Here is a 15,192-nt window from a genome sequence, read left to right as displayed (position 1 = left end):
AAGTGCCTCAAAAATACTCATTTTGAATTCAGCCATGGCGCAGGCATTTCGAGCAGCACAGTTTACATGAGGGTAAATGAGCAGCGTAGAAATTCCTGCAATGCAGGATCAATGCAAAAGAACATTTTGAGGGGATCTATTAAAGTTGCCAGACTTGAATGCCCGCATGCAGCAAATCATCTTTATTTAAAATGGATTTAACATCCATCAATAACCGATTTGCATTAAATTTATCTAAAAAATCGTCAACGGAAAGTGTTTTATAATATTGATGTCCTACACAGACGACTAAGGCATCTAAATCTACCATATCATCCCAATTCATCAGTTCAATATCGTATTCTTTTTGCGCCTCATCTTTATCAGCAATGGGATCGTGAACTAAAATCTCAACACCAAAGGAATGCAATTCATTGATGACCTCAATGACTTTAGAATTACGCAGATCACGGCAGTTTTCTTTAAAGGTTAATCCTAAAATACCGACTCTTGCTTCTTTTACACGACTTCCCAGTTGAATTAACTGCTTAACTGTTTGATCAGCAATATACTTACCCATGCTATCGTTAATTCGTCGCCCAGCAAGTATTACTTCTGGACGATAGCCTAATTGTTTTGCCTTATAGGTCAAATAATAGGGATCGACACCAATACAATGCCCACCAACCAATCCAGGTTGAAATGGCATAAAATTCCATTTCGTTTTGGCAGCATTGATGACATCCATGGTATTGATCTGCATCCGTTCACAAATCATCGCTAATTCATTCATCAAAGCGATATTTAAATCGCGCTGTGTGTTTTCAATTACCTTAGCAGCCTCAGCTACTTTAATTTCAGGCGCACGATAGACATCCGCTTCAATCACTGAACTATAGACTTCACTAATCGTATCTAAGGTTGCAGGATCTAATGCTGAAACAACCTTGGTAACCTTACTAAAAGTATGAATCTTATCACCCGGATTAATCCGTTCAGGTGAATATCCTACAGAGAAATCAAGCCCAGCCTTTAATTTTGAAGCATGCTCTAATAAAGGAATGCATACTTCTTGAGTCGCTCCCGGATAAACCGTTGATTCAAAGACCACAATATCATTGCGTTTGAGCTGTGAACCCACTAATTCACAGGCTTTTTGTAAATGGCTTAAATCGGGTTTATGGGCACCATCGGAAGGCGTCGGAACGGTCACAATGTAAAAATCACAATGTTGTAAAAGTAACGGATCGTAAGTCAATGATAACTGGGCTTGTGAAAGCAATAACGAGCTCACTTCTTCATTAACATCCATGCCACGATTCAGTTCATTGATCCGCTTTGGGTTAATGTCATAACCAACAACTGGTGTCTTTAGACCAAAGGCAACGGCTACTGGTAATCCGACATAGCCTAACCCTATCACGGCTATTTTGCGTTGATGATGTGACAAAGTGCCTCCCTGGCGATCTTATTAAAATGCATTCACCCATAATTTATTATTACACGATTTTCTGCTATTATCGCGAAGAAAGTAAACAAGCTTATAGAGACGCCATGAAAAGCAATCAAACCAACATAGAAAATGATTTTCCTAATGCCACCTTCCTAAGACGCTTAGGTGCTCTGGTCTATGATGGCTTTATTGTCTTTTCTTTTTTAATTTTAGTCACAGCCCTTGCGCTGGCTATGAATCATGGCGACTCATTACAACCCCATCGTAATCTATTCTTAGCTTACTTATTTATCAGCACCGGTTTATTTGTCAGTTGGTTCTGGAAAAAAGCAGGGCAAACCTTAGGTATGCTTGCTTGGAAAATGAAAGTGGTTGATGAACACCTCCAACTGTTGACGTGGAAAAAAGCTTTTATCCGCTTTTGTATTGCCACACTCTGTCTTGTCCCCGCTGGGATTGGTTTACTTTGGTGTTTGTTTGATAAAGAAAAACGCGCACTGCATGATAAATTTTGCAAGACGCGTGTCATTAGGCTTCCTACTAAGAAAAAATCACCTTAAAGCTTTGCCTTTTTACCTGCTTGTTGATTAGGCTTGTCTTCGATAGGACGGATTTCCCTTTGCAGCTCTTTTGCTTTTTCGAATATATTTAGGTTAGTTTGCATTTGCCGTGTTTTCTGCTCCCCGACGGAAGTTTCAATCTGTTTAATGTATTGATCACACATTTGGGCTAAAGCAGATTTGAATGTGGTTTTTTCTGTGAGAGTATCCCGTAAATTGACAAGATAGCCATAGGTTGCTTCAGCTTTTTGCTCTGCTGTCAGACTCTCTCCCTGTATTTTTTTAAATGCTCGATCAAGATCAGAAACTTGCTCGGCACGTTGTTTACCTGCGCCAGTAAATATTCCTCCAACATCTTTTGCACGTGCCCTAGCCCATCCTGTTGCCCCTGCATCTTTACCATTACGTAATTTGCCATATTCTGCCGTTATATCTTTAGCAAGCAAATTACTCATTAATTCTCCTATATTACCTAAACCCTTAGGAGACACATTTGGCGCTTTAGAAGTAAATTCAGCAAGCACTTTTCTAGCTTCAGCATCTAGTCCTTTCTGCTTCGCTAATTGCGAAGTCAGTGCTTGCATCACATCAGCTAGTTGTGGTCTCTGATTGGGGTTATTATTTAACATTCCTTCATAAATTTTGGGTGACAGCTGTAAATCGTCTTTTAACATGACACCTAATGCATAAACATCGGATGCTTTCGAATATTCCCTCCATCGCCCTAATTGACCATTTACTTGCCTAAGTTCTGCGATGTCAATTTCTGGCGCAATATAGCCTGGTGTTCCATAGCGAGAAGTCGTAATAATGGATTGTTGTCCAGGCTTTAATAGGCTAGAAAGCCCAAAATCAATTGCACCCACTGTAATCATATTACCATTGACATTCGATATGAAATTTTCTGGTTTAATATCACTATGGATAATGCCCATCTTATGCAATTCATCTATCGATCTGCATGCCTTAAGCGCAATAATTAATTTTTGGGTTTCGTTAAATTTATGCGTTCTTTGCTGTGCGTTAGGATCAATATAGAGTTCTTTAAACAGTTCATTGCCTTTTTTTAGCTGCATTACCGTATAAAGTTTCTCTGTTGTTGGCTTGTTTTTAAACATTTTCTGATATTGCAAAGTGCGCCCAGCCTCTCCCTTAACAAAATCAAGCATCTTACCTATTTTTGTTTCAGCATCGTTATCTCCTCTTATTCCTCGCCCCTCAACTTTAACTGCAAAATTATCACCATTACGTGCTTGCACTACTTTGACTTTACCAAAGGCGCCCTCACCCAATTTGGCGTGTTTAGCCTCTTCAAAGCACTGCCTACTTGCCATCGCATAAATTTCGTTGCCTACTTTAATGAATGAATGGCTATTAGGATCACGCTTATCTTTTTTCATTTTGGTTTGATCTAAATGCGGGTTTCTTGAAAAATCTTGCGCAAAGTAGGCTTCTGCTTCTCGCCACTGTGCTTCACTGATTTTTAGCATCCCTTCCCCAGGAGGTTGTACTTGAGGTTGTACTTGAGGCTGCATTTGCGCTTGCATTTGAAGCTGATTTTCTTGGTAAATTAAATTAGCAACTTTTTGCTCTAAACCATATTTGCTTGTGACTTTTCCCATAAAGTTTGGATTGGGATTTTGTTGATTTCTAATTGCAGCAATTTGCTGTTCTTTCTCTAAGGGTTGTCCACCACTACTAAACATTTGTCCTGGATATTGTTCAATTATTCTAATTATCTCTTCGACATTTTTTGCATTATTAATTTGCTGATGTAAAGGTAAGAAAAACATTTGATGACTATCCATCAAATTCGCTATGTTTGGAGCAGGTATCACGACTCTAAAATGACCCGGGTTATTATTGATAGGCAATAATTGCGCTCCCAAAGAGAGGCTAAATCCGTCCTTCATTTCCGTTGCTTGTTGGTAATTCATTTCATCAGAGCAAAGCCAATCTTCTTGCCCCCGAACATTATACCAGTGCGTATTAGTGACATCTTGTAATATCTGCCGGTGCCCTTCATTAAATGCCATAAACTGCCCCACAAATGAAATAGATATTTCATTATTGGTGTGACTGTTAAACAAAGGAACAAGTTCAGATTATCGCGGCATTACACGAATATTTATAAATCACGACGGGATTTAATAACGAAGGTTTTATCAGTTAATTTCATTAATCTTTGTAATTCATTTTTTACCTTTACTAAAGGTACTTGTGTTCCCCTTGCATTAGGCGCCAAAGTTCTTTCTACTTGAATACCAAAAAAACTGTCTTTTGTCGCATAATAGCGAAGATACACACCTCAACGGCAGCTTGTCCGCTATAACCTAGGATTAAGCCCAAGGAATGAATAGTATACTCTTTGGTTTTTTGAAAATGCTCTTCATAAAATTCTGGCGTGACAAGCAAATCTTTGTGCATTTTACTTTAATATTTTTCATCAATACTTCAGCGGTAAGTCCAAAACACAGCATTGAGAAGGTATATTTAAAGTAAACGAATGATTAGCAGTTTGCGTATTTGCCTGTGCAACCACACCCAACATCAAGCTGGCCAAACCCAAGATTGAAATAAACTTGCTCATGATTTTGAATCACTTATTACCCTTTAGCTATACAGAAATATGACTAGCAATAAGTCATTAAGTTCAAACTTCATTTTTATGACGTTATTAGAACAACACCAGACAATTGAATGCCCTATTTAGGATTCTCATAGCAATGACAAAAATTGTTCTAATTTCGTGTGATTTTCTTACGAATGGTGCAATCCAGAGGTATTAATAACAGTTACCTATATTACTTTTTATATATAATAGTTCCCTATAAATATTAATATTAAAAAATTCATTTTGGGGACAATCATGAGTTTAGAATTTTACACAGCATTACAAGCAAACAAATTAGATAGTTCGGAGTTTATTTTACTCCTCATGGGATACGCTCAAGAGGTAGAAGGAGTCAATAGTGATGAATTATCATCCATACTAAATCAAGCATTCAAATCTTATGTCTGTTTAAATTATCAAGAAGCTAAAGAAATTTTAATCTCATTCTTGATAAGTAAAAAAAATAAAGTGGATCCTAAAATATTAGAAACTGCTATAAGTCGAAAAGCTTCGTTAAATGACTCGCCAAATGATAATCATAATCGTCGATTTTTTGAAACCCTATTGGCAAAAGTAATTAAAAAAAATACGAAGTCGTATGATAGTATTAATAAAATGCTCGACACAATGAAAGCTTCTTCAAAATATACAAAGGAAAATTTGGAGAAACTTCCTAAAGCCCGAAACTATGAAGAAGCCATGAACATATTACGTTACATTCACAGCTTTGAAGCTACTAATAGTACTCAGTCGATGAAAGAAGAAATTAAAGATAAATTAACATCTCAGGCCATGTATTCAAAAATGGTGTATACCGCGCAAAAAAGTGAACCTGCCGAATCTCGCAACCGTGGCATCATGAAGTCTACAACACCCAATTTTTATGATTTTTTATACAAAAAAAATAAAAAAATGCGGCATCCAGATGCGACGTATTATAATGCAAAAGGACAAGAAGATTTCATGGACATGGAGGAAAGTGAAGGTGAAAATGAGGTTGATTATTTTAAAAACCATTCAGAAATTCCATTTGTTGAATCGCTTTCAGGTACAACATGTTCATTAGTCGGTATATTATTGCTCTATTTAGATGAACATAAAAATGAGCCAACGGAACTTTTAAATGAGGATATCAACAATATTATAAAGTTATTTATGGCATATCTTATCGAACCGGGCTTTCACAGCCTTGGGGAAGTAACTGCTATTTTGGAAGCTGATTTTGTGAAAGAACAGTTAAATCGTTACGGCGTAAAAATAGATTTATCCTTTTCAGAAAAGGATAAAATGGAAATGTTAGAACCCGCTATTTTGTATACTAAAACTTCATGTATTAAAAAAACGATGCACCATGAATTAGAGGAAAATGTCCAAAGACATCGTATGGGGAAATAAACCATTCATATGGAAGCCCAATGATTCTTGGGCTCTCATAGTGATGTTTTTAGGCTGTTCTTTTTAGCAGATAAAGACCTCCACCCAAAAAGAGTAAGGTAGGCAAACTAGCCCCTAAGATGGGAGGTAATGAATAGACTAACGTCAGAGGGCCAAAAAGCTGGTTAATAGTGAAAAAAACAAACCCTATCATCACTCCCACCAGCATACGAAGTCCCATGGTTGCTGAACGCAAAGGGCCAAAAATAAAGGGAATGGCTAAAAACATCATGACTACCGTCGCAAAGGGGCGCATCATTTTTTGCCAAAATGCCAGCAAGTAAGGTTTGGCATCTAGATGGTTTGCTTGCCTATAGCGAATCGTCTTCCACAAACCCGTGATAGATAATTCATCTAAATCTTTCACACCAACGATGGTAAATATTTCAGGTTTAATATTGCTATCCCAATCTTGTTTTTCAATCTGGGCTTTCATTAAATTCGCGTCACCAAATACCGTTTCTTGAATATCATGCAACACCCAATGGTGATGATCATATTCAGCCGTTTTTGCGAAGCTGGCTTTTTGGAGCTGTTGCTGTTCATTAAATTCATAACGAGTAACACCCGTTAAATGATGGCTATCTTCAATTGATTGAATATGAACAAAAGCATGCCCATCGCGCAACCAGGTTCCTTGTGTTGTTGCTAATGCTTGGCCTTGGCTTAAGGCAGTTGCTTTTTGGTGATGGGCGATATTATCGGTAATCGGCGCCACCCACTCACCCAACATCCAAACAAACAATACCAAGACTAAGGCTAATTTCATCACAGCCCAGATAATATCGCCAATACTCCAACCCACTGATCGCATCACAATCAATTCGCTGCGAGAAGCCAATAGCCCCAAACCTAATAAAGTACCAACCAATGCCGACATGGGGAATGCTTGGGCAATTTGTGCAGGTAAGGATAATAAAATATAAGAAATAGCGCTTTGCGTTGTGTAATCACCGGTTCCTACATGGCGCATTTCATTGACAAATGAAAAGACAAATTCCAAACCCACAAATAAGAGAATCGCAAGCAAAATAGTGACGATTAAGGTTTTAGCAAGGTACCAAGATATTTTATTCATCTTTTAATAATCCATTGATACCACTGATTCATGCGTCCCGAGGCTTTACCTAACAAAAACAGCGCTAATAGAAAAAGTATTCCATGTACCCACCACAACCCAATCTCAGGTGCCAACTTGCCCCCTGCAATCCAACGTTTACTGATGGTGAGTAAATTGTAATAAATAATACAAAAGATCACGGCGGTGAATAGTTGACCAAAGCGCCCTTGTCGTGGTCGAACCCGACTGAGGGGCACAGCCAATAATGCTAATAAAGGAGCGGATAAAGGCACTGCCAAACGCCATTGCAATTCAGCCATGTTACTCGGAGATGGATTCTCCCATAACATGGTCGTTGGCATGGTTCGATGAAAAAATAACCCAGGGGTTAAAGTGCTCCCTTCTAAAAGACGTTCATACTCATCAAAGGCTAAAACACTATAATCTGTTTCACCTGGTGTACCATGGTAACGCCGCCCATTCTGTAGCTTAAAATAGGTACGCCCATTATTCTCATTGACAACCACTTTACCGACATCTGCTGTTAATAAACTCCAGGTTTCGTGGGCCGATAAATCGCCTTTAGGTTGTTCTGCAATAAAAACTTGCTTCATCTGTGAACGATCAGAATTGATATCGGTCACATAAAAAACCAATTTATCTTTCTGAAAGGCATGAAATCGTCCAGGCGTCACCGTTTGCATTAGCAATAATGGCCCTTCTTCGTGTAAAAGCTGCTCACGCTGAAATGCAATTTTAGGTCCGAAATAACACGTTAAAGTGCCTGACAGTAACATGACAATCACCCCTAACAAGAGACTCACCGTGAGTAGGCGTTGCCAACCAATACCACAAGCCAGCATAACGGGAATTTCATTGTCGGCAAAAAAGCGGCTATAGCAAAGCAATATGGCTAAAAAGAGCCCTACAGGCAAAAGAAAGGCAAGCAGATCCGGAATTTGAAAAAGAATCACTTGAAATAATACGCTGGGCGCAATATTACCAGCCGCAGCTTGAGCAATTAGCCTAACAAATTTATTACTAATTGCGATGAGCAAGATAATCGCTATCACCGCTATAAAGGTAATGGCAATTTCTCGTAATAAATAACGCCTTAACAGCATCGTATTTTTGGCACCATCATATTTAGTTAATTAAGTTATAATGTGACCACAGATGGCCTACCCGTTTGGGTACATTATACGCTAAGCAGCTTATAGATAGTGACACTATTCAGCCTCTTTCAAAGTTTCATTTTGGACATTGATATAGATACATCCAAATCACTCCAAAATATCGTAAAATTACCCATAGCGGATCTATACATATGTTAGAATGTTAACTATCTCACCTTTGAGGATTCAACATGGATTTTAATGTCAAATCAGCTCACCCAGAAAAACAGCGCGCTGATTGTATCATTGTTGCTGTCAGTGAGCCCCGTCGCTTAAGCAGAGCTGCTGACATCATTAACCAAGCCAGTAAAGGCTATTTGACGTCACTATTAAAACGCGGTGAGCTTGAAGGCAAATTTGGTCGGTTCCTCTTGTTACAAAATATACCTGGCATCACGGCTGGACGTATTTTATTAGTAGGACAAGGCAAAGAAACTATGACCGAATCTGCTTTTCGTGATCTGGTAGCTCGCGTTGCCCTTTATTTAAACGATATTCCCGTCAGCGATGTGCTTTCATTCTTAACAGAAGTCGAGGTTAAAGATCGAGATATCGGCTGGAAAATTCAACAAAGCATTCTGGCATTGCGCGCAAGCCAATATCGCTTCGATGATTTTAAAAGCAGCAAAAGTAAAAAAATATTTTCATTGAAGCAAATGACCTTTCACGTTGCGCATAAGAAAGAAGCGCTACTTGGCGAAAAGGCTTGTGAACAAGGTATTGCCATTGCAAATGGGATTAAACTCACCAAAGATCTGGCAAATGTCCCTGCTAATGTCTGCAATCCTTCTTATCTTGCAAAGCAAGCAAAGGATTTTGCAAAACAGCACGGTAAAGACATAGTAAGCTGTGCTATTTTAGAAGAAAAAGAAATGAAAGCATTAGGTATGGGATTACTGCTGAGTGTCACGCAAGGCAGCACAACACCTGCCAAATTAATTACCCTCGAATATCGCGGTGCTAAAAAATCGGTTAAACCGATTGTGCTAGTGGGTAAAGGGATCACTTTTGACACTGGTGGTAATTCGATTAAAGTTCCACCCCATATGGTCGGCATGAAATATGATATGTGTGGTGCAGCCACCGTTTTTGGTGTGATGCAAGCGGCGATTGAACTGGAATTACCGCTTAACCTCATTGGTGTTATCCCATCTTGTGAAAATATGCCTGGCGCTAATTCAACTCGCCCTGAAGATATTGTCACAAGCATGTCAGGTTTAACCGTCGAAATTCTTAATACCGATGCTGAAGGACGCCTGATTTTAGCGGATGCATTAACCTATAGTGAGCGTTTTCAACCCGCAGCAGTCATTGATATTGCCACACTGACCGGTGCCTGCCAGTTAGCATTAGGCCCTTATGCCAGCGGTTTAATGAGCAACAACGATGAATTAGCCAAATCCCTCTTGCAAGCTGGCCAGCAATCGGGTGACAGAGCATGGCAACTGCCACTTTGGGATGAATATCATGAAGCCTTAAAATCAGAATTTGCTGATATCTCTAATGTTCCTTTTAGCGATATTGGGGCTCGAACAGTTGTCGCAGGCTGTTTTTTAGCAAAATTTACCCAAAAATATCCTTGGGCACACTTAGATGTCGCTAATACCGCAACGAATGCTGGTAGCAAACGAGGCGCCACCGGACGCCCCGTTACTTTATTGATGCAATACTTATTGGACATATTATGACGATTGACAAAACTTACCATCCCTTAGAAATAGAAAAACGTTGGTATCATCATTGGAATCAAACAGGTTATTTTAAACCAAGCGAAGGCACGCAAGCTTATTGTATTATGTTACCCCCTCCCAATGTGACGGGGACATTACATATGGGCCATGCATTCCAAGATACCATCATGGATGCACTCATTCGTTATCATCGCATGCTAGGCTATAAAACGCTTTGGCAAGGTGGTACTGATCACGCAGGGATCGCAACTCAAATGGTGGTTGAACGGCAGTTAAATGCTCAGGGTATCAACAAGCATGATATTGGGCGCGAGGCATTTATCCAAAAAGTATGGGAATGGAAAGATCATTCTGGCAATACGATTTGTAAACAAATGCATCGTTTAGGTGCTTCGGTTGATTGGTCGCGTGAACGATTCACGATGGACCAAGGTTTATCCGATGCTGTTAAAGAAGTGTTCGTTCGTCTCTATGATGAAAAACTGATTTACCGTGGACAACGTCTGGTGAATTGGGATCCGAAATTACATACAGCCGTTTCTGATTTAGAAGTGATTTCTCAAGAAGAAGCAGGTAATTTATGGCATATTCGTTATCCTATCGAAAATAGTAACCAACATCTGATTGTCGCAACGACACGCCCTGAAACGTTATTGGGTGACGTTGCCGTTGCTGTTCACCCTGATGATGAACGTTATCAGTCGTTAATTGGCAAAAAAGTTAAATTACCATTAACCGATCGCTTAATCCCTATTATTGCAGATAGTTTTGTTGACCCCGAATTTGGTACCGGTTGCGTTAAAATCACACCTGCGCATGATTTCAATGACTATGAAGTCGGTAAGCGTCATCAATTGCCTATGATTAATATCTTCACTGAAGATGCCATCATCAATACCAATGCTCCCGAACGTTTCCAAAATTTACCTCGTTTTACAGCAAGAGAAAGAATTGTCGCAGAATTAGAGCAAGCGAATTTATTTGAAAAAGTAGAGCCCCATACCCTCAAAGTGCCTCGTAGCGAACGAACAGGGGAAATCATTGAACCTTATTTAACCGATCAATGGTTTGTCGATGCTAAAACATTAGCGGTCGATGCCATTAAAGTCGTTAAAGAAGGTAAAATTGAATTTGTTCCTGAGAATTGGACCAAAACGTATTACGAGTGGATGGAAAATATTCAAGACTGGTGTATTAGTCGCCAGATCTGGTGGGGACATCGGATCCCTGCCTGGTATGACGCTAACAATAATGTTTATGTTGCCCGCTCAGAAGCGGAAGTACGGCAAAAATATGGTTTAAGCGCTGACTTACCTCTGATGCAAGACAATGACGTACTCGATACTTGGTTCTCTTCAGCTTTATGGCCTTTCTCTACCTTGGGCTGGCCTCATGAAACGCCTGAACTCAAATCATTTTACCCTACCAGTGTCCTGGTAACCGGTTTTGATATTTTGTTTTTCTGGGTCGCTCGCATGATTATGATGGGCTTAAAATTTAGAAAAGAAGTTCCTTTCAAAAAAGTGTTCATTCACGGCCTCATTCAGGATTCTGAAGGGCAAAAAATGTCAAAATCAAAAGGGAACATTATTGATCCCATTGATTTGATTGATGGTATTGATCTTGAAAAATTAGTCGCTAAACGTACCTATGGCCTAATGCAACCTGGTATGGCGAAGAAAATTGAACAAACCACACGTAAACACTTCCCTGAAGGTATTCCAAGCTATGGTACCGATGCCTTACGCTTTACTTTTTGTGCCATTGCGACAACCGGTCGGCATATCCGTTTTGATTTAGGCCGTATTGAAGGTTACCGCAATTTCTGCAACAAATTGTGGAATGCCGCACGTTATGTGCAAATGAACGTGGAAGGCAAAGAACTTGGCAAACACGCGATCGATCGAGAATTCACGCTTTGCGACCAATGGATTTGGTCAATTTGGCAGCAAACCAAACAAACCATTAAACAACATTTTGATGATTACCGTTTTGATTTATTGAGCCAAACGCTTTATGAATTTACCTGGAATCAATATTGTGACTGGTATTTAGAATTATCTAAACCAACTTTAACCAAAGAAGGGGTTGACGAGAAGCTCCAAAGAGGAACTCGTTATACCTTAGTCGCTATTTTAGAAGAATTATTGCGCACTATTCATCCTATCATGCCATTTATCACTGAAGAGATCTGGCAAAAGATGAATCACTTTATTAATCCATCACATCAAGCGGATTCAGGACAAAGCATTATGCTACAACCTTACCCCTTATTTGATGCGAGCAAAGTCAATCATTCCGCCGAGGTTGCGATGCAAGGGATCCAAGCCATGATTCTGGGTGTGCGCAATATTCGCGGCGAAATGAATATCAGTCCAGCAAAACAATTGCCTTTATTATGTCGTGGTGGGGATGCCTCTGGCTTGCGCAAGATTGCGACAGATAACCTGACAACCGTGCAATCACTGTGCAAAGTAGAGAATCTTTCTTGGTTAGAGGCTAATGCCACTGTACCAAGTTCAGCGACTGCTTTAGTCAATGATTTGGAACTCTTTATCCCACTTGCTGGTTTTATTGATAAAGAAGCAGAAGCAAAACGTTTGAATAAAGAAATGGAAAAGCTTCACAAGGAAATTACGGATATTCAAAAACGTTTACAAAATGAAAATTACGTTAAAAAAGCGCCTGCTGACGTGGTGGCTAAAGAACGTGAAAAATTACAAGTAGCTGAAAAAAGCTTAGAAAAATTCCAGGATAACCTGGCAAAAATCCAAGCTTTATAAGCTTTTCAACAAGGTGGTAATCCTCATTACCATCTTGTTCAACATTCAAGGCTTATAATACTCGAACTCTTGGCTGCGAAACGCTGAGATCAAGTCCTCGTTGTAAGGCAAATTTTGTCAAAAAGGCTTGCTGAGTCTGCAAATTCATGCTTTCAAAAGCAACTTTCATGGTTGGTTTAATACCTCCCGCTAAATGTTGGACAATCTTTAACGAAAATTGATTAAGGATATTCACCAGCTCTTCTTTCGTATTCACATACGCTAAAAATTGCTGAGCATCGCTTGAAGCAAATAAAGCCGCAAAATCCGATTTTACGCTAGCTATGTTATGGCGAGCTGCTGAAAAAGCAGGCAGCAGTGCTCTACGTAATTCGGCTTGGCGTGCTTCTTCTTGACGGCGTAACTCTGCTTGATGCGCGGCCTCTTCTGCTTGACGACGTAATTCTGCTTGGCGAGCTTCTTCCTGCCGACGTAATTCTGCTTGACGAGCCAATTCTTGTTGACGCGCAGCTTCTGCCTGACGCGCAGCTTCTGCCTGACGCGCAGCTTCTGCCTGACGCGCAGCTTCTGCCTGACGCGCAGCTTCTGCCTGACGTGCAGCTTCTGCCTGACGTGCAGCTTCTGCTCGTTGCGATTCTTGCTGGATTTCGTTCCATCTTTCTCTTATTTGCTCAATCGGCGCATCCAACAGACGCATGATTGTATAATCCGATCGTTGATTATTAATGGCATGCTGAATCACTTGTTCACGGATGGTTTCTTCTTCTTGTGATGGTTTGTGTTCATGCTCAGATGTCTCTATCGTAGCGACCACGGATATGGGTTCATTAAGGGGCACAGTATCTGTTTTAGCATTCGCCATTAATTTAGCGGCATTTTGTCTTGCTTTTTGTTTGATGATGGCTTCACTTGCAGTCATTAATGTATCAAGCTCGCTCATATTCAAGTCAACTAAAGCAAGCTCAATCAATTGCTGCCGTAACATTTCAACATCTCGCCCTTCGATATCCGCTATTTCAGCACCTGTTGCAATATCTTCAATATCATCTTCAACTTCATGCGGATGAGATGCAATTTTTCCGCCTAATTCAACAATGCGTTTTTCAATTTGCTCATTAATGGGTTCATAAAAAGCATTCCAAGGATCTCGCGCAAAATGCAAGAACAAATGTCCATAATTATCAAATTTCATGTATTCACGGTATTTAACGGGATCTTTCAATTTTTGAGCAAAGCGCATTTCACCAAAATTTTCAATGCAGTTTCGCAATGCCGATTCAAGATCTCTAGTGGTATAACATTGTATTTGTTTTAAGAGTTGTTTTTCCTCTTTTTCTAGTGCATCAAAGTCACCGCACATAACGGCAACATAATTATCCAGTGCTTCTTTTAATTGTTCCAATGTTTTTAGATCCATTTTTTCAATGGCACCAAATAGCGTATTTTTACCAGGTTGGCTTGCAATCATCTGCTCACGGAATATCGTTTGTACATCAAGCGCATCTAGTTTTCTTTCATTCGCATCTTGTTGCAGTGTTAACATAGCAAACTGTGTTAGGCGTTGAGAGACACCAGAGGAACAAGAAGGTTTATCGCCTTCTCGATCATCATATTCTTCTTGAACTTGCATTCTTCGAGTAACGCCGTCAGCACCTTTAACATCGCGTGTCACCCAACGTTTTTGGTCCCAGTTATGCGATCTGCCTAAACCTGCCAATATTTGAATGAATAATCTTTTAGCATCTTCACGACTATAAGCTTCTGATAATGGAAAAATATCACCATTGAGCGCTAGCCAAATACTACGTAAGGTCTTCTTTTCATAATTGTTAATATCCGCTGTCCCTTGTCGACTATAATAATCTCGAGTGACATACCGTGCATTAGGAGACATCCATAAATTGGGCGCACAAAATAAATAGCGATAAGCGGTATGAACAGGATGTTGATAATAGGCTTGTAACTCTGCAGCAGTATAATGACCTGCGTATTCTAAGGGTAATATTTTACTGCCCACGCAAGCTGGGGCTTTATGATATTCAGCAATCAAAAATTGCTTTATTTGCGCATCAACGCCTTCCTGACTTTTATCATAAGTATCATTCAGCAGTTCAATCATCGAGCGCTGCTCATGATTTAATCCGCTCATCGAATTTTCGCTATCGGTTCTAAAACCAATACGCACTTGTGCGCTATCTTTGGTAACTAATTGCTGTAATGCCTTCCAATCAATAGCTGGGCCGTGTGCTGACATGGGTAACTCCGGTGTTCATATATAATTACCCAGCATGCTAACTATGTTCGAATGATAAACAAAGCGTCTTCAAGATAAAAGTGGTGGATGGCCAGATAGATAACCTTCAGCAGTCATTTCGTGTAAATAACAATATGTAAATAAAGTGGTAATACTTTACCGCATTACCACCCTACCTGTTTTGTTATG

At 39.7% G+C, this 15,192-nt stretch carries 9 protein-coding genes; 4 read left to right on the top strand and 5 right to left on the bottom strand.

The features are described from left to right. Positions 1 to 139 precede the first annotated feature (139 nt). Complete coding sequence (locus HT99x_RS06200; RefSeq protein WP_075066244.1) at positions 140 to 1,429, bottom strand: nucleotide sugar dehydrogenase; 1,290 nt, start codon at positions 1,427 to 1,429, stop codon at positions 140 to 142. A 104-nt stretch (positions 1,430 to 1,533) separates the two neighbouring features. On the opposite strand from HT99x_RS06200, the gene HT99x_RS06195 reads away from it, so the two are divergent. Next, positions 1,534 to 1,992, top strand: coding sequence for an RDD family protein (locus HT99x_RS06195; protein ID WP_075066259.1), 459 nt, complete (start codon positions 1,534 to 1,536; stop codon positions 1,990 to 1,992). Here the strand turns inward: HT99x_RS06195 and HT99x_RS06190 are convergent. Further along, a complete protein-coding gene (locus tag HT99x_RS06190) occupies positions 1,989 to 4,028 on the bottom strand; it encodes a protein kinase domain-containing protein (RefSeq protein ID WP_075066243.1) in 2,040 nt (679 codons plus the stop codon). The two genes, HT99x_RS06195 and HT99x_RS06190, sit on opposite strands and share 4 nt — an antisense overlap. 833 nt (positions 4,029 to 4,861) lie before the next feature. Here HT99x_RS06190 and HT99x_RS06185 point away from each other — a divergent pair. Beyond that, a complete protein-coding gene (locus HT99x_RS06185) occupies positions 4,862 to 6,001 on the top strand; it encodes a hypothetical protein (protein ID WP_075066242.1) in 1,140 nt (379 codons plus the stop codon). A 49-nt stretch (positions 6,002 to 6,050) separates the two neighbouring features. Here HT99x_RS06185 and lptG read toward each other — a convergent pair whose 3' ends face one another. Both lptG and lptF read right to left on the bottom strand, forming a co-directional pair. Continuing rightward, entirely contained in the window at positions 6,051 to 7,118 is a 1,068-nt protein-coding gene (gene lptG, locus HT99x_RS06180; RefSeq protein WP_075066241.1) for an LPS export ABC transporter permease LptG, read from the bottom strand. Beyond that, entirely contained in the window at positions 7,115 to 8,224 is a 1,110-nt protein-coding gene (gene lptF, locus HT99x_RS06175; RefSeq protein ID WP_075066240.1) for an LPS export ABC transporter permease LptF, read from the bottom strand. The genes lptG and lptF overlap by 4 nt, the downstream gene beginning before the upstream one ends. 242 nt (positions 8,225 to 8,466) lie before the next feature. Between lptF and HT99x_RS06170 the strand changes: the two genes are divergently transcribed. Together HT99x_RS06170 and HT99x_RS06165 are read left to right on the top strand one after the other, a co-directional pair. Beyond that, positions 8,467 to 9,963, top strand: coding sequence for a leucyl aminopeptidase (locus HT99x_RS06170; RefSeq protein WP_075066239.1), 1,497 nt, complete (start codon positions 8,467 to 8,469; stop codon positions 9,961 to 9,963). 2 nt (positions 9,964 to 9,965) lie between these two features. Next, positions 9,966 to 12,749, top strand: coding sequence for a valine--tRNA ligase (locus tag HT99x_RS06165; protein WP_075066258.1), 2,784 nt, complete (start codon positions 9,966 to 9,968; stop codon positions 12,747 to 12,749). A 52-nt stretch (positions 12,750 to 12,801) separates the two neighbouring features. Here HT99x_RS06165 and HT99x_RS06160 read toward each other — a convergent pair whose 3' ends face one another. After that, entirely contained in the window at positions 12,802 to 15,003 is a 2,202-nt protein-coding gene (locus HT99x_RS06160; RefSeq protein ID WP_075066238.1) for a hypothetical protein, read from the bottom strand. Between the last annotated feature and the right edge of the window lie 189 nt (positions 15,004 to 15,192).

The organism is Candidatus Berkiella aquae (assembly GCF_001431295.2).
In the GTDB taxonomy this organism is placed as follows: domain Bacteria; phylum Pseudomonadota; class Gammaproteobacteria; order Berkiellales; family Berkiellaceae; genus Berkiella; species Berkiella aquae.
This window is presented reverse-complemented; position numbering and strand designations above follow the sequence as displayed.

Coding starts and splice junctions, on each gene's coding strand:
- lptG (WP_075066241.1), bottom strand. CDS start 7,118: ATGAATAAAATATCTTGGTACCTTGCTAAAACCTTAATCGTCACTATT.
- HT99x_RS06170 (WP_075066239.1), top strand. CDS start 8,467: ATGGATTTTAATGTCAAATCAGCTCACCCAGAAAAACAGCGCGCTGAT.
- HT99x_RS06160 (WP_075066238.1), bottom strand. CDS start 15,003: ATGTCAGCACACGGCCCAGCTATTGATTGGAAGGCATTACAGCAATTA.
- HT99x_RS06190 (WP_075066243.1), bottom strand. CDS start 4,028: ATGGCATTTAATGAAGGGCACCGGCAGATATTACAAGATGTCACTAAT.
- lptF (WP_075066240.1), bottom strand. CDS start 8,224: ATGCTGTTAAGGCGTTATTTATTACGAGAAATTGCCATTACCTTTATA.
- HT99x_RS06185 (WP_075066242.1), top strand. CDS start 4,862: ATGAGTTTAGAATTTTACACAGCATTACAAGCAAACAAATTAGATAGT.
- HT99x_RS06195 (WP_075066259.1), top strand. CDS start 1,534: ATGAAAAGCAATCAAACCAACATAGAAAATGATTTTCCTAATGCCACC.